Below are 20,598 nucleotides of genomic sequence, written 5' to 3' on the forward strand. Positions count from 1 at the left end.
CCGTAACTAACAACCAGCAACCTAAAAAGCTATGCTGAAAAATCATTTGAAAGTTGCTTTACGTAATCTACTGAAAAACCGGATGTTTTCAGTGATTAATCTGCTCGGCCTGGCGGTAGGTTTGGCAGCGTTCTGGATGATTGGACTATTTATTCTTGATGAACTCACCTACGACCGCTTCCACGAAAAATCGGATCGCATTTATCGGGTCGTACATTCGGCTAATTGGGATAATGGGCATTTTGATCTGGCCATCACTTCCGCACCTTTTGCTCCCACCTTAAAAAAAGATTACCCCGAAATTCAGGAAACCGTTCGGTTTTCTCCGGAAGGCGGCGGCCCAATTCGGGTCGGTGACAAGCAGTATACAGAAAAAGCAATCTGTTTTACCGATGCTAACGTTTTTGAGGTTTTCGATTTCCCTTTCTTGTACGGCAATCCTAAAACTGCCCTATCCAAACCCAAGTCCATCGTACTGACCGAAGGTATGGCTAAGAAGCTCTTTGGCGATGCGAAACGTGCTCTGAATCAAACGGTTTATCTGGAAAATAATTATGAGAATCTGGTTACCGGAGTTATCAAAGACGCTCCTACCCACTCTCACCTTCACTTTAAAGCTCTGCGTTCGTTACCAGCAGATTATACGGACGGTTGGCAGAATTTCTCGATTTACACCTATATATTACTTAAACCCCATACGCATGTAGCTTCGCTGGAAAAGAAGTTAACTCGCTTTTTCCCCGATCATTTACAGAAGGAAATGGGGAATGTCGATTACAAACTTCATCTTCAGCCACTCACAGACATTCACCTTTACTCCCATCTGGATTATGAAATTAGTGCGAATGGCGATGTGAAATACATTGTAGTCTTCAGCATTATAGCAGTATTAATTCTACTCATTGCGGCGATCAACTACATGAATCTTTCCACGGCCCATTCCGCTTTGCGAGTGCGGGAAGTGGGCGTCCGAAAAGCCATTGGATCAGACCGCAATCAACTGGTTAGTCTGTTTCTGGCCGAATCAATCATTTTAACCCTGGCCGCTTCTTTGTTAGGCATTTTAATAGTTGAATTGGGTCTTCCTTTCTTTAATGATTTTTCAGGAAAAGAGCTATCACTCTGGCAGCTAGGCGTTCTTCCCACGCTGGCTTTATTACTCGTTTTCTGTCTGATTATGGGGGGTTTAAGTGGCAGTTATCCCGCCTTTTTTCTCTCCGGTTTCCGTACTATTCCGGCTTTAAAAGGACAATTAGGTAATACCGCTACCAACAAACGTTTTCGTCAATCGCTGGTGGTTTTCCAGTTTATGGTTACCATCAGTATGCTGATTGGCTCGGCGGTTATTTACCAGCAAATGCATTATACCTCCTCAAAAGACCTGGGTTTCAACCGCAATCAGGTATTAACTTTTCATGTCCATAAAACGGAGGTTCGCAAACAGATTCCACAGCTTAAAGATGAGTTACTAAAAAATCCATTGATCGAAGGGGTTTCGGCGGCGGGTAACCCGATTGGGAATAATGACCTGGGGGGTAAAGGATTCTACTTCGAGAATAATGGAGAAATTTCCGAATCCAGCGTGATTACCAAGCGAATTGATGTGGATGAAGATTTTCTCAACACACTGGAAATGAAACTCGTAGCCGGACGGAATTTTGACAAAAGTCGCAAAACAGACCTTTATGAATCTGTTCTGGTGAATGAAACACTGGTAAAAAAACTTGGCTGGAAAAACCCCATCGGAAAACGGGTAGAATTCAACGCAGGGCAGAATAATGAAATTCGTGGTCATTCGCAGGTCGTTGGTGTGGTGAAAGATTTCCATGTCTATTCACTCCAGCATACAATTGAACCGCTGGTCATGCAAATGCCGCTCGATTTTCAACAAGATAATCTTTACGTACGAATTCGACCCGAAAACACCCAGGCGACGCTGGCGTATATTGAAAAGGTTTATCAAAAATTCGACCCCGACCATGCGTTTGAATACAGCTTTTTGGATCAGAATTTCGCTCATCAGTACGAAGCAGAAATCAAACAGGGCCGTTTGCTGGTAACGTTTACCCTCCTGACGATCTTCATTGCCTGCCTCGGTCTGTTTGGACTGGTAACTTTCACAGCCGAACAACGTACCAAAGAAATTGGCATCCGCAAAGTATTGGGAGCCAGCGTTACCAGCATCGTCGGAATGATCTCAAAGGATTTCATGATCCTGATCGGCATTGCCTCACTGATTGCCTTTCCCATGGCCTGGTACACCATGCATCGCTGGCTCGAAGACTTTGCCTATCGCATTGAGTTGCAGGGATGGGTATTCCTGGCGGCGGCTGGCGTGGCCTTACTGATTGCTTTGATTACCATCAGTACCCAGGCCATCCGGGCAGCTCTGGCCAACCCGGTGAAGAGTTTGAAGTCGGAGTAATGATTTAACTAATACGGTACTTCTCTTAGCTGACTTCCAGAAAGTTCTAAACTTTCTGGAAGTTTAGTTTTGACAAACATTTTCAAAAACGATGCAACGAAAATTTCGGCTTTTTCATCTTTGAATTATACGCTGTTAAACCTTTACCTCATGATACGTAATTACTTTAAAGTAGCCATTCGGGCCTTACTGAAAAACAAGGTTTATTCCCTCATTAATATCGTTGGGCTGGCTTTAGGGATGGCTGTAACCATGCTGATTGGTCTCTGGATCTGGGATGAGTTGACCTACGACCGCTATCATCAAAACCATGATCGCATTGCTCAGGTCATGATGCACCAAAGCTGGGACGGTCGTAAAGGCACGCAGACCGCAGTGCCCGTTCCGTTACATCATGAGTTAAAAGAAAAATATTCAGATTTTAAATACGTCGTTCCCAGCTCCTGGACGTTCGGGCATATTCTGGCTTATAAAGGCACGAAGCTTAATAAAACCGGCAACTACATGGGTGCAGACGGCCCCCATATGCTCTCGCTTGAAATGCTGAAAGGCACCAGAATGGGCCTGAAAGATCCGCATTCCATAATTATTGATGAGTCACTAGCGAAGGCTCTTTTTCGGGATGAAGACCCCATCAATAAGATCGTTAAGATCGATAACAAATCGGAAGTAAAAGTAACAGGTGTTTATAAAGACCTCCCCAACAACACTGAACTCAATGAAGTGCATTACCTCTTACCCTGGGAGTTATATCTGATTGCAGAACCCTGGGTGAAGGAAAGCCGCGAGAGTTGGGGAAATAACTCCTTTCAGACTTACGTTCAGCTCCAGCCAACCGCCGACTTTGAAAAGGTTTCCGCCAAAATCAAGAATACCATTCTTAATCATAACCCCAAGGATGCAGCCAAACCAGAGGTCTTCCTGCATCCCATGTCGAAGTGGCATTTGTATTCTGAGTTTAAAAACGGAGTCATTGCCGGCGGACGGATTGAATTTGTCTGGTTATTTGGCTGCATTGGAGCTTTTGTATTGCTACTGGCCTGTATTAACTTCATGAATCTCAGCACGGCCCGCAGCGAAAAACGAGCCAAAGAAGTAGGCATTCGAAAAGCCATTGGCTCCGTTCGGACCCAGTTGGTCGGTCAATTTTTGAGTGAATCGTTGCTAGTTTCGTTTCTGGCTCTGGCCCTGAGTATTTTATTGGTTGAAGCGTCTTTACCCTTCTTCAACGATCTCTCCAGCAAGCATTTAGCCTTACCCTGGCAAAGTCCGGTTTTCTGGTTAATGGCCGTTGGCTTTACCGTGTTTACGGGTTTGATTTCAGGCAGTTACCCCGCTTTTTACCTCTCTTCTTTTCAACCCGTGAAGGTATTAAAAGGCACCTTCCGCGTGGGGCGTTACGCTTCCTTACCCCGAAAGGTGCTGGTTGTTCTGCAATTTACTGTTTCCGTAACGCTGATTATCGGCACTATTGCGGTATTCCGTCAGGTACAGTTTGCCAAAGATCGTCCCGTAGGTTTTAACCGCGAAGGACTTATCTACCTGAATATGAACACGGAGGAAAGTTACAAAAACTACCAAGCTTTCCGGACGGAGTTACTTTCCAGCGGTGTGGTAGCGAATGTCACTAAATCTTCAAGCCCGATTACCCAGCTCTATTCCAATCAGATTGGTTTCGACTGGAAGGGCAAAGATCCCAATAAACAAGCCCTGTTTGGTACGGTTGCCGTGAGTGAAGATTTTGGAAAAACGGTAGGATTACAATTCGTCAGTGGACGTGACTTTTCAACCAAATTTGCTACAGATTCCAGTGCATTGATTCTGAATGAATCGGCGGCCAAGTACACCGGCATGAAGAATGTGGTTGGGGAAACGATCAAATGGAACGATAAGGCTTATACCGTCATTGGTGTGGTGAAAGATGTCATTATGGATTCTCCCTATCGACCCGCCATGTCCACTATTTTCACCTATAATCCCGGCTGGTCAGGCATCATTACCATCAAAATTGCTCCGCAAACGGGCGTGAGTCGGGCGTTAAGTCGCATTGAAGAAATTTACCGGAAGCACGACCCCGGTGCCCCATTCGACTATAAATTCTCTAGCGAAGAATACGCTCGGAAATTTGCTTCGGAGGTTCGTGTGGGTAAACTCGCTACGTTCTTTGCCTGTCTCGCCATCTTTATTTCCTGTCTGGGCCTGTTTGGCTTGGCTTCCTTCGTGGCCGAGCAACGCATCAAGGAGATTGGTGTTCGGAAAGTGTTGGGAGCCTCGGTTTTCAACCTTTGGGGCCTTCTCTCCAAGGATTTTGTCGGGCTGGTGATTATCTCATTCTGCATTTCCGTTCCCATTGCCTATTATTTAATGAATAACTGGCTCTCTCGTTATGAATACCATTCAGACCTTAGCTGGTGGATTTTCGCCAGTGCGGGTATCGGAGCCCTGATTGTTACCCTGGCTACGGTAAGTTACCAGGCCATTTCGGCAGCATTAATGAACCCGGTGAAGAGTTTAAAAACCGAGTAATGTGCTATTTGCTATGAACCCGCTTCCGGGCGGGTTCATAGCAAATCACCGATGCTTAACCGAAAACCATGCTTACCCAAGAAACAAACCCTACCCTGTTACAAACCAGGCAACACTTTGAAGTGCTGGATGGCCTGCGTGGAGTGGCTGCCGTTGCGGTAGTCATTTTTCATTTCATGGAACTCATCAAGCCCGATTACCATGACAATTTCATTGCTCACGCCTACTTTGCCGTTGACTTTTTCTTCTGTTTATCGGGTTTTGTGATTGCCTATGCCTACGATCAGCGAGTCCGGCAAATGGGCATTAGTACCTTTTTAAAACTACGACTCATTCGTTTACATCCGCTCGTCGTCATCGGTTCGGTCATTGGATTACTCGCTTTCGTTTTTGATCCTTTTAGTAATCTTTACCAGAAGTACGCCGACCGAATCATCCCCATGTTTATTACCTCCTGCCTGATGATTCCGTACCCACTGGTCAAAGAGCGTTACTTTAATCTTTTTCATTTAAATCCACCCACCTGGTCTTTATTCTGGGAATACATAGCCAACCTTGTTTACGTTTTATTTCTGGTTAAAATCAATCATAAAATTCTCTGGCTATTAACCATTGCTGCCGCTGTTGCCCTGGCTTTTGAAGCCCATCGTTCGAACTTTTTAGGCGTAGGTTTTGGGGGAGATAACGTGATGGGTGGTGGGTATCGAATGTTGTATTCCTTCCTGGCCGGAATCCTTGTGTACCGTTCCCAGTGGATCATTCCATCGAAACTCGGATTAGTTTCATTGAGTATCCTGTTATTACTCAGCTTTCTGATCCCTTTCTCGAAGCACACCAGTGGGCTGGTAGATCCTCTGGTGCTTATCTTTTACCTGCCTTTTCTGGTAGCTCTTGGGGCTGGGGCTACGCATCATTTAGTGTATCAGAAAATCTGTAAGTTCCTGGGCGATATTTCTTACCCTTTATACATGACGCACTACCCTTTCATCTGGCTGGTGCTGAGTTATATGGATGTAAAGAAACCGTCCGTTCAAGAGATGGTTGTCGTCATGATTGCTGGTGTTATTTGGTTAATCCTCTTTGCCTACGCAGTCATGGTCCTACTGGATATTCCGTTAAGAAAATACTTTACCCATCGCCTCAAAAGAGGTTGGACAAAGTCGTAAGCAAAAAATTGACAGCCATAAGCTCATTCTTTAAAGAAGGGCTAAAAATAAGATTTTAGTAAGTCCCGGGATTTCATCTGGAGACACGGTTGGTATTTAGGGCTATTTCATACCTGAAGGAGACATCATTACTTGATCATCAGCGTCTGTCATTCAGAGCAAAGCGAAGAAGCGTATGACCTTTTTCAAGCTTATTGGGTCAGGCAGTAACTTAATGAAACCAGCCCCGCCCCATTCCTGAGAAGGTCTCTCGCTACGTTCTAGAGGACAGGCAGGAAAAATTGGCTCCCCCGTCGCTCGGCTCTGGCCTAGTGACAGTGACGGGGGCATCAACAATTGGATGGTAGACGAATGATGCCAGCTTTTTCGCTGGCATCGGTCGGCCTGAAGTCTATGGATTTGTCCCTTTCATTTTCTCGCAGTTACGCCGTGATGACTGGTGTCCCACCAACCACTGTTTGCGTACAGATGACTGATGAGACACCAGTCATCACGGGAAAGGCAAATGCGATGAAGTCGCGTCTATACCCTTTCAAAACCAAAATTTTGAGTTAAACTACGTACGTGTGATGTAGGTCGCTTTACTCAAGGATTTTGGTTGAACTAACTAAAACCCACTGCTGCGAGATTCCCTCTCGCTCCTACAAAGAGGCAGGTTCTACCTACCGTTATCCCAAGCCTATTAGCCCTAACAAAACAAAGGATCGCATTCTGATTTGCATGAAGGGCTTCGATTATAACTTTCAGACAGCTTTTAATAGACGGTCTAACATTTATAATTTCCAGTGCGAATCATGGCTTCTGATTGAGAATCGAAAAGCAAGTTTCGCTGCGGATAACCAGCTTCGGGTTGATTAGGGAGAGTTGATTTAAATAGGTACTTATGTCCATTTACGTACAGTGAACTGTACGTAAATGGACATAAGCTTTTATTCAATTCCCTATAAATCAGATACTTTTTATTTTTCAAGCGATAGGGCACGACTTTCTAGGCACCGCCTCAACATCCTGGATCCCTGAACGTATGCTGAAGAACTACCTGCAAATAGCCTTGCGTAACCTCCGACGGAATCCCCTGTACAGCCTGCTCAACATTGGCGGGTTAGCCGCTGGATTGGCCGTCAGTATTCTGATTTTGCTGTACGTTGTCCACGAATACAGTTACGATACGTTTCATCAGAAAGGCAGTCGGATTTTTCAAACGATGGACCGGATGCCTTACGGCGACACGCACATCCAGACGCAGTCCATGTCGCCACAACTGGGACCGCGTACACAAGACGCCCGCCCGGATCTGGTGGAAGCGACGGTTCGTACGCGACCTTCCGTGCGAACAGTGTTGAAAACGGTCACTAACTTCCACTCCTTTGAGGATGAGCTTCTCTTTGCCGACCCTTCCTTTTTGAGCGTCTTTACGTATCCCCTTCAGAAGGGAAACGCAGCTACTGCCTTAACCCGTCCCAATACGATTGTACTTTCCCCAGAATTAGCCCAGAAATATTTCGGAGCGGCCAATCCGCTGGGGAAAACCCTGGTCTACGACAATAAAGTACCGCTGGAAGTAACCGGCGTGCTGGAAAGCCTGCCTTCCCACAGTACGATTTCCTTCTCCGCACTTATTTCCTTTGCTACGCAGAAAAATCTGGCTTCCTACGACGATGGCTTACGACAGCAATTGGAATACAGCCACGTTGGCGGCGGGGCTTTTTATACGTATTTTCTGCTGACAAAAGCCGAACACCGACCAAAGGTGGAACGGTTAATCAGTCAACTGCACCTGAAGGATCAACCCGTCAAAAAAGGTGAGAAACCCGAGGAGTTCATTTTAGAGCCCTTCACTGATCTTCACCTGCACGGCATCCTGGTGGATCATTCCCAGCAATACCATGGCTTGTTCACGGGTATTGCCTTGGGTATTTTGCTGCTAGCCCTGATCAACTACATGAACCTGACCACGGCCCGGGCTACGCAACGGGCCAAAGAAGTAGGCGTGCGGAAAGTACTCGGTGGCTTACGCAGTAACCTAGCCGCTCAGTTTTACACCGAATCCGTACTGATTACCCTGATTTCCTTTGGGCTAAGTCTACTGCTGGTTGAAGCTTTACGGCCCTTTTTCTTTCAGTGGCTGGATCTTCACATTAGCGATACCTTCCTGAGTACGCCACTCTTCATCGGGTTACTGGCTGGTCTGCTTCTGATTTGTACACTGTTGGCGGGCAGTTATCCGGCCCTGCTCCTCTCCCAATTTGCTCCGGCCGAAGTTCTGAAAGGACGGTTTTCCAAGGCAAACGGCATTAACATTCGCCGCATCCTGACCATTTTTCAATTTTCCGTTTCCATTGGTTTGATTGTGTGCAGTCTGATTGTCAAAAATCAGCTTGACTTTCTCCGTCAGCAGAATATCGGACTGGATCGTGAAGGCATTGTGGTAATTACCGTTCCACAAACGATGGTTGCTCACTACGCCGCATTCAAGCAGGAACTCCGGCAACAGGCTGGTATTCAAAACGTAGCGGCGGCGAGCTGGCCACTGTTCAAGGGTGGTGTGAGTATGTTCTTTACGCAGTCGCCGGTTACTAAAAAGGATATTTCTCTTCAGATTACGGCTGTAGACAATTCCTTTTTCCAGACTATGAATGTACCCTGGAAAATCAAGCCTACCCGCCCCTACTCGTCCAATCCACCGTCATTGATTCTGAATGAATCGGCTTTAAAAGATTTTGGATTTACGGAAAGACCGATTGGCGAAAAAATTCAGTTGGGCAACCAGGCTTCTGAAGTGGTGGGAGTCGTGAAAAATTTCAACCTCTTTTCCAGCAAGCACCCACAGGGCGGACTGGGTATCTCTGTAGTAGCCGATACGACGCGGGAACTGATGACTTACGGAGGCTGTCTGTACCTGAAGCTGGCCGCTGGTGGTAACGTGACTTCCCGACTGGCAACGATAGAATCGGTATTCAAAAAATACGAGACGGAGTATCCTTTCGAGTATTACTTCCTCGACGAAGCCTACGATGCTCTGTACAAAGCCGAAAGTAAACTGGGCACCATGCTGGCAGCCTTTACCGGTCTGGCTATTCTGATTGCCTGCCTTGGACTGTTCGGACTGGCTACGTTTGCCGTTGAAACCCGTCGTAAAGAAATTGGCATACGTAAAGTACTGGGGGCCACCTTATCAAGCATTACGCTACTTTTATCCAAAGAATTTTTAAAACTGGTACTGATTGCTAACGCCATCGCGTTTCCGCTGGCCTGGTATTTCATGCAAGACTGGCTACAAGCCTACGCCACCCGTATTCAGATGGGCTGGGTAGCCTTCGCCTTGTCGGGTTTCATCGCTCTGTTGATTGCGTTTATCACGGTAAGTAGTCAGGCCATTCGGGCAGCTAATGCCAATCCGGTGAAGAGTTTGAAAAGTGAGTAAAGATTACCTATTCCTACCTGGTTTTCCTAATACCTTACCCCTATGCTGAAAAACCACATCAAAATTACCTTCCGCAATTTATGGCGAAACAAAATGTATTCGGGACTCAATATCGGGGGCCTGGCCCTTGGTATGACGGCCTCGATTCTGCTTTTGTTATGGGTGCAGAATGAACTGCGTTTCGATGCCTATCACCAACGGGCAGATCGGATTTATCGGGTGACCAATACGCTCCAAATCAGTCCGCAGGATTCGTGGGTATGGTCTAATTCGCCACTCGTCCTGGGAGATTTTGCCCAAAAGCAAATTCCAGAAGTTGAAAAAGTAGCTCGTTTTCAGAAGCCCTGGAGTCCACTCGTTGTTCGGATAAACCATGAGCTTTTCAAGGAACCAAACGCTGCGTATGTCGACTCCACCTGGTTTGAAGTCTTTGATTACCAGTTCGTCATAGGCAGTCCCAAAATCGTTTTCAAGGACTACAATAGCATCGTTTTAACCCAGTCAAAAGCAAAAACGTTTTTCGGCGATGCCGCTTCGGCTATCGGTCAGACCATTCGACTCGATTCCACAGACTACGTCGTCAAAGGCATCGTCAGGGATAATCCGGCCCAGTCCAGCTTTCAGTTCGATCTGATGTTGCCCATTGCGGCCCTGTTGAAAAATCCTGAAGACGCCGCCAACGATCGCCAGTGGGGAAACTTTAATTATCAACTGTTCCTACAACTGGTGCCTGGCTCCAGTACCAAGGCCGTCGGAGCTAAATTGACGAATCTCTTTCGTACCTACAAAAAAGACACGCATACCATTGCCAGCCTGCTCCCCCTTACTGACATCCACTTTGCCAAAGGATTTCAGCGGGATGAGTTAGCCAGCGGCAATGAACGCACTACGCAGATTTTGGGTATCGTCGGCTTACTGATTCTCATCATTGCCTGCATCAACTACGTAAACCTGTCCACCGCCCGAGCAAGTACGCGGTCCAAGGAGGTAGGTGTTAAAAAGTTGATTGGGGCCGAACGGGGCCGATTATTTGGGCAGTTTCTCACGGAATCACTGGTCTTTACGTTACTAGCTCTTGGCCTGACGCTCGCGTTAGTAGAGTTGCTGTTACCCTTTTTTAATGACTTCACGAAAAAACACTTTGTGTTTACCCTCAGCGACCCCGGCGTAGCGAGCATACTACTGGGAACAATGCTGGTGACCATTTTCCTGTCGGGCATTTATCCGGCCCTGCTACTTTCTTCCTTTCAGCCCATTCAGGTTCTGAAAGGCAATCAGCTGCTAGGAACGAAAACAACGCACTTCCGAAAAGCACTGGTGGTTCTTCAGTTTACCATTTCCATTACCCTAATCATTGGCACGCTGGGCATTTTCAAACAACTTCATTTCATTCAGACACACGATCCGGGGTATTCCCGGGAAGGTGTTTTCAGCCTGGAACTTCCTTCCGACGAGTTCAGAAACCGCAAGGATCGGGAAGCGTTCAAAACTCAGCTTCGTACTCTGACTTCTATTGATGGCGTAACTGCCACCAGTCTTCCGCTCGAAAATAACCCCAACAGTATGTCGGGCGGTCTGCAGTGGAAAGGCAAGGCAGAAGACTTCAATCCTACTGTTTCGGCGTTGTCAGTTGAACCTGAGTTCCAGCCTATATTCAACCTTAAGCTACTGGAAGGCCGTTGGTTCAGTCATGCCGTACGAATGGATACGGCTAACGTGATTCTTAATGAAAAAGCCGTAAAAACCCTGGGATTGAAACCGCCCTATGTCGGACAATCCATCACGTTTAATGGTAGAGCCGGACAAATCATTGGGATTGTTAAAGATTTTCATTTCCGCAATTTTCACGAAGCCATTGCTCCGGCCGTTTTATTCTATGATCTTTCCTGGCAACGTACGTTTTACGTAAAAGCCTCGCTGGCCAATACCTCGCGGGCTCTGGCAGAAACGGAGAAAATCTGGAAACGCTTGTATCCAGACCAGCCCTTTGGGTATCATTTTATGGAAGAAAGCTTTCAGCGGCTACACGAGCAAGAACAACAGACCGGAATACTTTTCAACCTGTTCGCTACGATCGCTATTCTTATTTCCTGTTTAGGTCTTTTTGGATTGGCTACGTATACCGTAGAAGTTCGAACCAAAGAAATCGGTATTCGAAAGGTATTAGGAGCCAGTGTTTTTCATATTTCAAGCCTCATTTCCAAAGATTTCGTTGTCCTTGTACTCATCGCTTTTGCCATGGCCTCGCCCCTGGCCTGGTATGCCCTTGATCGCTGGCTGGAGGGCTTTGCCTACAGGGCCAGCCTGGGCGGGCTTACGTTTGGCATAGGTGGATTGATTGCTCTGGTGATTGCCCTTGTGACCGTTTCTACGCAGGCCATTCGGGCAGCCAATGCCGATCCGGTGAAGAGTCTCAAAAGTGAGTAACGAGTTTACATCTTTTCATCAGGAAGCCCCCTTCCCAACCTTACTATCATGTTCAAGAATTATCTTAAAATCGCTCTTCGCACGCTTTGGCGAAATCGCCTGACGACTAGCATTAATGTCCTGGGTTTGGCAGTAGGGCTTTCGGCCTGTATCGTTATTTTTTTACTGGTTAATTATGAATTTAGCTTTGACCGACATCCACCCGACGCCGATCGGATTTATCGGCTCGTGACGGAGTTCAAATTTGGCGACGATCCGGGACACAACGCCGGCGTTTCTGCTCCCATTCCCGAAAGTATTCGGCGGGAAGTAACGGGTTTGGAGACCGTCGCTGCTTTTCACCAGGAAAGTTTTGAGCAAATTGAAGTGCCTCGCTTGGGGCAAGCACCCATCCTTTTTCCGGCAGCGAAGGAATCCTCTTCTCACATGATCTTTACGGATGCTCAATTCTTTAAGATCTTGCCAGCGGAGTGGATCGCAGGCTCGCCTCAGACGTCGCTCGCCAAACCCAATCAGATCGTCCTGACGCAACGTCTGGCTGAACGTTATTTTGGCGAAGCCTCGTCCAAGGTACTGGGTCGAACGTTACGGGCCGTTTCCTACCAGGATACCCTGGAATTAACGGTATCGGGCCTTGTAAAAAATGCCGTTGAGCGAAGTGACTTTTCGTATCCGGCCTACCTATCCTTGGCTACCCTGACAAGCAGTAAAAAACGTCGCGAAAACTACGGTTTTGACGCCTGGACGAACACCAATGGAGCGTCCCAATGCCTGATAAAAATCAAGCCCGGTGCCAATCCTGATCAACTGGCCCAGAAGGTTACAAAACTGATTGATAGTCATTCCGGAGATTCTTCCATCGAGTGGAAACGCTGGTTTAGTTTTCAGCCTTTATCTGACGTTCATTTCAATCAAACCTACGCCAATGGCTTGCGAATAGCCCACAAGCCTACCCTGTATGGGCTGGCCGCAGTGGGTGTATTTTTACTGCTGCTGGCCTCCATCAATTTTGTGAATCTGTCTACGGCTCACGCCAGTCAGCGAGGCAAGGAAATCGGTATTCGTAAAACCCTAGGCAGTCGCCGCAGTCACCTCATCTCGCAGTTGCTCGGCGAAACGCTGCTGGTAACCGTCGTAGCCGTTTTGTTCTCCATTGCTCTGGCCGAACTGGGTCTGATCTACCTGAGTGAACTGATACCGTCGGGCGTGGAACTGGACTTAAGCCAGCCTACCTTCTGGCTATTCCTGCTGGCCATGGCACTGCTTACGGCTTTGCTAGCCGGTATCTACCCCGGTTTACTGATCTCGCGTTTTATGCCCATTCTTACCCTTCGTGGTACCAACCTTTTTGTTCAGCCGGGAAAAATCGGTCTTCGTCGGGTACTCATCATTTCGCAGTTTGTGATTGCCCAAATGTTCATTATTGGAGCCTTATTCGTTAGTCGGCAATTGCAGTACATGATTCAGAAAGACCTGGGTTTTAACCGGGAAGCTATCGTTACTTTTCGCGTACCGACTAAATACTTCTGGATCAGTGATCAGAACCAACGCATTACGCTGGCCGACCGTATCCGAAAACTTTCGGGCGTCAAACAGGTGAGTTTGGCGAATCAGTCGCCTATTTCTTCGGGCTACAGTTCATCCATGATGAATGCCGTTCGCAACAAACAGAAAGTAGCGATCAATGTGTACCGCAAAGATGGCGATACGCAGTACTTAAGTCTCTTCGGGTTTCATCTGCTGGCGGGGAGAAATTTCGCCGAAAGCGATACCACGAGCGAACTGGTTATCAACGAAACCCTGGCCCGACAGATGGGTTTCCGCCAACCCACGGAGGCCATTGGTCAATTCCTGCAATACGGGAATGGGGCCCAGATTCCGGTGGTGGGGGTTGTACAAGATTTTCATGGTCGTTCATTGCACGAATCCATCCAGCCTACGGCCTTGATGAACAATAGCCCTAGTAGTCTATCCCAATTTAACGTGCGGTTACAAACGGGCAGTGCTCAGGCGTTCGATGCTACACTGGCTCAGATCAAACAACTCTGGAATGAAACGTACCGCGGGGAGGATTTTTCGTACACCTTCTTCGACGATGAAATTGCCAAGCTCTACAATAAAGAACGAAATCTGGTAAAGCTCACCAACCTAGCCACGGGAATCGCCATTTTTATCAGTTGTCTGGGCTTATTTGGATTGGTAACTTTTACCGCTGAACGGCGTACCAAAGAAATTGGTATCCGGAAAGTGCTGGGAGCATCAGTTACTCAGCTGGTGGCTTTACTCTCCAAAGAATTTCTGATTCTGGTCGGACTAGCCTTCCTGCTGGCAGCCCCGGCGGCCTGGTATTTGCTCCGGGAATGGCTCAATGGTTTTGCCTACCGCACGGAGCTAAGCTGGTGGCTGTTTGCGGCGGCGGGTACGTTAGCGTTGCTGGTTGCCCTGCTGACGGTGAGTACCCAAGCAATCCGGGCGGCGAATGCAAATCCGGTAAAATCATTAAAGGTGGAATAGTATTTCCATTAGCAAGACTCAAAGACTCACAATTGCTTGTGAGTTTTTTTGTATACACGTAACTACAAGTAGTACACAAGTCTCTGATCGATCAAACGTCTAATTTTCCAGGCAGACAGTTAATTATTTATCTTAGTATTCTCTTGTCTCGTGAATTCACTTATTCAGCTATTGAAAAAGCAACGTTCACAATTTCCCACGTACCATTCATTTTCACTAACGTCCAATATTCTTTTTCCCAATTAGTAATTTTACCGTTATTCCAATATTAATAGTCGAAGGTAACGCTACCGATAACGTCATCATTAGTGATTATAATATTTTCGCAATCACTCGGTTAGAGCCGAGCAACTTGTTGCGGGAACGGGATAGTTCTGAATGGCAAATCGCGGTGTAGACTTTTTCTGCTATTACTTCTCGAACGCAGGGAAAGGTCTACTTAATTTGTATTTAAATCTCAGTTTTAAACAGCCGCTTAGCTTATCCCGAAAAAATCGATTTTTCGGGATATTTTGTTTGTATTCCTGAGCCGGATACTAAGCATCATAATGCTGATTTAGCTACATTAGTGACATCCATATCAAACCATTGATTTTACTACATGAAACGACTCCTTTGGGGGGCATTCCTATTGTTTGCCCTCGTGCCTTCCACCTCTCAAGCTCAGAAAAAACACGCCTGGGAAACAGCCTCCAGCGGAGGTTATACCTACCGTTACGTCGCGAATGACCCCATGAAAACCCGTTTTTATACTCTCAAAAACGGACTGACGGTTATTTTGACGGTTAATAAAAAAGAACCCCGCATTTTCTCTTTCATGCCCACACGGGCAGGTTCCAACACCGATCCCCGCACCAATACGGGTTTGGCTCACTACCTGGAACACATGCTTTTTAAAGGCACTGATCAATATGGAACGCTAAACTGGGCCAAGGAGAAACCGTTGCTGGATGAAATTAATGCTCTTTACGAAAAGTATCACAGCACCACTGATACGGCACAACGGAAGGCCATTTACCGCCAGATTGACCAGAAATCGGGCGAAGCGGCCAAGTTTGCCATTGCAAACGAATACGATAAAATGATTGCCAGCATGGGCGGTCAGAATTCCAACGCATTTACGAGTTATGAGGTAACAGCCTACATGGAAGACATTCCTTCCAATGCTCTGGATCGGTATTTGAGCTTGCAGGCCGAGCGTTTCCGCAAACCCGTTTTCCGCATTTTCCACACGGAGTTAGAGGCCGTTTACGAAGAAAAAAATCGTAGCCTGGATAACGACCCCTGGAAGGTGGAAGAGGTAATGATGGCCGCTTTGTTTCCTACGCACAACTACGGACAGCAGACCACCATCGGAACCGTTGAGCACCTGAAAAATCCTTCACTGATTGAAATTCGGAAGTATTTCGATAAGTATTATGTGCCGAATAACATGGCTGTCATCATGGCCGGAGATTTCAACCCGGATGAACTGGTTAAGATGATTGATCAGAAATTCAGCTTCTGGAAACCGAAACCCGTTAGCCTGTATAACCCGCCCAAAGAGGCTCCGCTAACGAGTATCCAAACCAAAGAAGTGTATGGCCCCACGCCCGAATCGGTGAGAATTGGATTTCGGTTACCCGGCGTTCTCGATGCCAAAGCATCCATTCTGGAAACGCTGATGGATGAGGTTATGTCCAACTCAGCGGCTGGTCTGATTGACTTGAATCTGAACAAAGGCCAGAAAATTCTGGGTGGCGGCTCGACTATTGAAAAACTGAAAGATTACTCGGTTTGGTCCATGTCGGGACGTCCGAAAAAAGGGCAATCGCTGGAAGAAGTGAAGGATTTATTGATGGGTCAGGTAGCGAAATTGAAGAAAGGTGAGTTTGACGAAAAAATCCTGCGTTCCATCGTCAATAATTATAAACTCAACGCCATTCGCGAACTGGAAAACAACTACAGCCGCGTGTATCCTTTGCTGGAATCATTCACGAATGACAAAGGCGAAAGCTGGCTGGCCTATACCGATCGGCTGGACGCAATGTCGAAGGTTACGAAAGCGGAAGTAGTAGCTTTTGCGAATGAATGGCTGAAGGATAACTATGTGATTGTCTACAAACGCAAGGGCGAAGACAAGAGCATTCAGAAAGTAGACAAGCCCACGATCACGCCCGTGGCTACCAATACCGACAAAGAATCACCCTTCCTGAAAAAGATTGATAACATGCCCATGGCGGCGATCAAACCCGTTTGGCTGGATTATCAAAAAGACGTAAAACAGGGTAAAGCGGGAATCGCCGAGGTACTGTACGCCGCGAATACCGAAAACGAAATTTTCCGTCTGGGATACCGCCTGAAACTCGGCACCTATCACAGCAAATTATTAGGACTGGCCACGCAGTATATCGGTTTGTTAAGCACCGACCAAATGACCGCCGACCAGATCAGCACGGAGTTTTATAATCTGGCCTGTAGTTACACGATTCAGCCGGGGAATGAGTACACTACCATCCGTCTGACGGGCTTGCAGGGGAACTTCACCCCTGCCACCCAACTGCTTGAACAATTGCTCCGCACCTGTAAACCCGATGAGAAAGCTCTGGAAGAACTGAAAGGTCGCCTGCTGAAACAACGAGCAGATAATAAACTCAACAAGGGTAGTATCATGCAGGGTTTGATGCAGTATGCCGAATACGGTGCGAAAAATCCGTTTAATAACCAGTTGAGTAATGAAGAACTGGAAAAGGTAACGGCTACTGAGCTCGTGAATTTCATTCATTCACTGGTAACGATGCCTCATCAAATCATCTATTACGGTCCGCTGACGTTACCTCAGTTTGAACAACAAATCGTAGCTCTGCACGCATTACCAGCCTCATTTGCGGCGGTTCCGGCCAAGCAGGAATTCAAACAATTGAAACAGTCAGCAAACGAGGTATTATTCGCCGATTATGACATGGTTCAGTCGGAAATTTCCTGGATTCGGAACACGGAGACGTATAACCCTGCCGAGACGCCAACGATTGAGTTTTTCAATAACTATTTTGGTGGAGGAATGGCTTCGGTGGTGTTCCAGACGCTTCGGGAATCGAAGGCTCTGGCCTACTCTACGTATGCGTACTACAACACGCCAGCCAAGAAAAATGATGACTATACACTCATTGCCTACATCGGTTGTCAGGCTGATAAATTACCCGAAGCCGTTGCGGGCATGAATGAATTACTGAATAAACTTCCTGAATCTCCCGTAGCTCTGGAATCGGCGAAAAAAGGAATGAAGAAGTCACTGGAAACGGAACGCGTTCTTCAGGACGGAGTGATTTACAATTACCTGGCCGCTCAGGAAAAAGGGCTGAATTACGACGAACGGGAAAAGATATACGCCGCTTTGGATCAACTCACTTTTGCCGATCTGAAGAAGTTTAGCGAGAAAGAATTAGCGAACAAACCCTACACCTACTGTATTGTAGCCTCGGAAAATAAAGTGCCGCTGGCTTCTTTAAATAAATACGGTAAAGTGAAGAAGGTAACTCTGGAAGAGATTTTCGGGTATTAATGAAAAGCAGGCCGGACGTAAAACCCGGCCTGCTTTTTCAATTCTAAAAGATTTCCTTTTCCGTAGAGACGCAATAAAATCGCGTCTGGGTAGGAGGCTGTTTCTGTCTTCGCTATGCCCAATGGTCCCAGCCAAATTCTCCATAAAGCTGCTGTTTCAGATTGGTATTCTGTAAGGGATTTACAATCCCAATGATGGATCACAGATCCTCCACAGACAGATTTGGATTACAAACCCAAAACAGCTTATGGTATTGTCCTTACGCATTTACCAGCGTTTCAATCTCCATTTTCTTCATTTTCATAAAGGCGGCTCCAACCCTGGGAGCCTTTTCCGGATTGGACATCAGTTGCCCTAGCATGGATGGAATCACCTGCCACGAGACACCAAACGGATCCTTACACCAGCCGCATACGCCTTCCTGACCTTTCTCGGTGAAATGATTCCAGTAATGATCAATTTCTTCCTGCGTGTCACAACTAATGACCATCGAAATACCTTCATTGAAAGTAAACGGCTGCGGAACCGCACTATCCATGGCCATAAATAACTGATCGTTCAGTTTAAAACGGGCGTGAACTACGCTAGCATCCAGCTTTACCTGACCGGGTTCATAACGAGCAATGAATACTTCTTCAGTACCGTTAAAGACATCCCTATAAAACGAGATAGCCTCTTCGGCTTTGCCCTGCTGATCGCCGCAAAACATGAATAAAGGCACGATACTTTGTCCCACTTCTGCTACTTTACCCAGGGATAATTGCCAGGTAACTCCGTACCGATCCTGCACCCAGCCGTATACTTCACTCCAGTCGTAACTCCCCAGAGGAATAAACGCTTCGCCTTCCACCATCAATTCGTTCCAGATGTTTTCAAGCTCCTCGGGATCTTCGAGCGTTACGTAAAACGAAATTGAGGCATTGGGCTGGTATTCAGGCCCTCCATTCAAAGCCATGAAAGGATTCCCGTCCAGCTCAAAATAACTAACCATAGGGTTACTACTTTTTATGGAAGAATTCCTGAACAGAGACACATATAACTCGGCGGCCTCCTGGGCCTTTCCGTCAAACCAAAGACAGGGATACAGGGCTGGTTTCATACGTTTCTAGCTAGAGGCTTCGCAAATGTCCTTTAATTTTTTCAGAGCTCGGGGCCAGGTTTCATTGAAGTAATCGATGTATTTTTCGGTTGTATCCACATCGACGGTAAGGGTAGTTACTCCATCTTTTTCGTCAAAGGTATAATTCTCCAGCGATCCAGCCCATTCTTCTACCGCTGGGCCTTCGTTGACTTCCTCTCCTTCTGAAAGAACCCCATAATGCTCAATGGAAACAAATGTAGCAGGAATGTTTTCCCGGATTTTAGCGACCATTCCTTGTTTTTTTCCATCTTCACCTATGGCCGTAAAAATGATCTTTGCTCCTTTCGCCCAACTACCATCAAAGTCTGAGGTAGGGCCAAATTCCGCCGTCCAGAGTTTATAGGATTCCTGATTAAGCATCAAATCATAGACCCGACTGGCACTGGCGTTAATATCTATTTTATACTGCTGAGTTTTCATAGCCATGACTGTTTGAGATTAAGAAAAGCGTTTCGTAGCCTGTTCCATACACATTACGAAACCTCAAAGTAGATTTACTGCATCGAAAAAAAGCCAAACGGATTTCCTTCCGTATCGGTACAGATGGAGCAAAAGCCAAATTCTCCAATCGAAAATTTTGATCGAATGACCTGACCACCCGCTTGTTCCACCCGGCTTTCTTCTTCCGTACAATTCTGCGTTGGGAAGTATACCATCGTATTCACGCAATGGCCATCGCCTTCCTTGGTTCCCGGCATTTCGATCAGGGCACCGCTGACCCCCTGATTTTCCATGGGCGAAAAGAAAGCCATTTTCATTTCTCCTGCGTCGCCCGGAGCCGGAGCATCCGTAAATTTCGTACCTATTACTTCACTGTAAAATTTCTTGGCCCGCTCGATGTCTTTTGTGTAGATCTCAAACCAGCAAATGATGTTTTCGTTCATAGGAATTGAGGTAGTTAGGCTGTAGCCTGCTTCGTTTAGTGTTTTTTCAGAATTTCAATGCATAATTAATCATCCAGCATACCCCGTATTGGTCTTTGAAGCTGCCGAAATAATCACCCCAAAACATATCAGCCAGAGGCATTTCTACCTCCCCGCCCTCAGAGAGAGCAGCAAACAGATGATCGGCTTCTGCTCTACTTTCGGCGTGCAGTGAAATGTAATGGTTTGTTCCCTGCGTGAATGAATGCCCGTAGGATTTGATAATATCTGAGCCCATCAAAACCTGACCGTTACTTAAAAGAATACTGGCATGCATGATCAGGTTTTTCTCTTCCTCCGTAAAATTTTCTACGCCCGGAGCCTCACGCATTTTTTGAATAACTAATTCACCGCCAAACACAGATTGATAAAACTGGAACGCTTTTTCCGTCTGGCCATCGAAGTTGAGATAAGGATTCAGTTGTAACATGGTTGATTCATTTAGGATTGATTTGCCGGACTGCCTGTTGCGTAGGAAGCAGATTTTCTGCGTGTTAAAGAGCCTTGGCCT

Annotated in this window: 11 protein-coding genes; 7 read left to right on the top strand and 4 right to left on the bottom strand. The window is 46.6% G+C overall.

Annotated elements, in window-relative coordinates:
- The first annotated feature begins 31 nt into the window (after nucleotides 1–31).
- The 7 genes from QE357_RS15350 (at nucleotide 32) to QE357_RS15380 (ending at nucleotide 18,023) form a co-directional block, all read left to right on the top strand.
- Nucleotides 32–2,425, top strand: coding sequence for an ABC transporter permease (locus tag QE357_RS15350; protein WP_309709178.1), 2,394 nt, complete (start codon nucleotides 32–34; stop codon nucleotides 2,423–2,425).
- Nucleotides 2,426–2,575: 150 nt separating this feature from the next.
- A complete protein-coding gene (locus QE357_RS15355; RefSeq protein WP_309709181.1) occupies nucleotides 2,576–4,951 on the top strand; it encodes an ABC transporter permease in 2,376 nt (791 codons plus the stop codon).
- 68 nt (nucleotides 4,952–5,019) lie between these two features.
- The gene (locus tag QE357_RS15360; protein ID WP_309709184.1) at nucleotides 5,020–6,117 is read left to right on the top strand and encodes an acyltransferase; all 1,098 of its coding nucleotides are present in this window, start codon (nucleotides 5,020–5,022) and stop codon (nucleotides 6,115–6,117) included.
- Between the two features lie 1,024 nt (nucleotides 6,118–7,141).
- The gene (locus tag QE357_RS15365) at nucleotides 7,142–9,541 is read left to right on the top strand and encodes an ABC transporter permease (protein WP_309709186.1); all 2,400 of its coding nucleotides are present in this window, start codon (nucleotides 7,142–7,144) and stop codon (nucleotides 9,539–9,541) included.
- A 42-nt stretch (nucleotides 9,542–9,583) separates the two neighbouring features.
- On the top strand, nucleotides 9,584–11,968 hold the full coding sequence (locus QE357_RS15370; RefSeq protein ID WP_309709189.1) for an ABC transporter permease: 2,385 nt from the start codon (nucleotides 9,584–9,586) through the stop codon (nucleotides 11,966–11,968).
- Nucleotides 11,969–12,016: 48 nt separating this feature from the next.
- Nucleotides 12,017–14,482 carry an ABC transporter permease gene (locus QE357_RS15375; protein ID WP_106637529.1) on the top strand — a complete coding sequence of 822 codons (2,466 nt, stop codon included), beginning with the start codon at nucleotides 12,017–12,019 and terminating at the stop codon, nucleotides 14,480–14,482.
- A 601-nt stretch (nucleotides 14,483–15,083) separates the two neighbouring features.
- Nucleotides 15,084–18,023 (top strand): insulinase family protein, encoded by a 2,940-nt coding sequence (locus tag QE357_RS15380; RefSeq protein WP_309709192.1) that lies wholly within the window; start codon nucleotides 15,084–15,086, stop codon nucleotides 18,021–18,023.
- 259 nt (nucleotides 18,024–18,282) lie between these two features.
- Here the strand turns inward: QE357_RS15380 and QE357_RS15385 are convergent, their stop codons facing one another.
- The 4 genes from QE357_RS15385 to QE357_RS15400 all read right to left on the bottom strand — a co-directional run bounded on the left by QE357_RS15385 (nucleotide 18,283) and on the right by QE357_RS15400 (nucleotide 20,517).
- Nucleotides 18,283–19,122, bottom strand: coding sequence for a VOC family protein (locus QE357_RS15385; protein ID WP_309709195.1), 840 nt, complete (start codon nucleotides 19,120–19,122; stop codon nucleotides 18,283–18,285).
- 6 nt (nucleotides 19,123–19,128) lie between these two features.
- Nucleotides 19,129–19,590 carry an SRPBCC domain-containing protein gene (locus tag QE357_RS15390; RefSeq protein ID WP_309709198.1) on the bottom strand — a complete coding sequence of 154 codons (462 nt, stop codon included), beginning with the start codon at nucleotides 19,588–19,590 and terminating at the stop codon, nucleotides 19,129–19,131.
- Between the two features lie 68 nt (nucleotides 19,591–19,658).
- A complete protein-coding gene (locus QE357_RS15395) occupies nucleotides 19,659–20,048 on the bottom strand; it encodes a VOC family protein (protein WP_106637526.1) in 390 nt (129 codons plus the stop codon).
- Between the two features lie 46 nt (nucleotides 20,049–20,094).
- Complete coding sequence (locus QE357_RS15400) at nucleotides 20,095–20,517, bottom strand: VOC family protein (RefSeq protein WP_106637525.1); 423 nt, start codon at nucleotides 20,515–20,517, stop codon at nucleotides 20,095–20,097.
- Nucleotides 20,518–20,598: the final 81 nt, after the last annotated feature.

Origin of the sequence: Siphonobacter sp. SORGH_AS_0500, from assembly GCF_031453245.1 — a bacterium.
In the GTDB taxonomy this organism is placed as follows: Bacteria; Bacteroidota; Bacteroidia; order Cytophagales; family Spirosomataceae; genus Siphonobacter.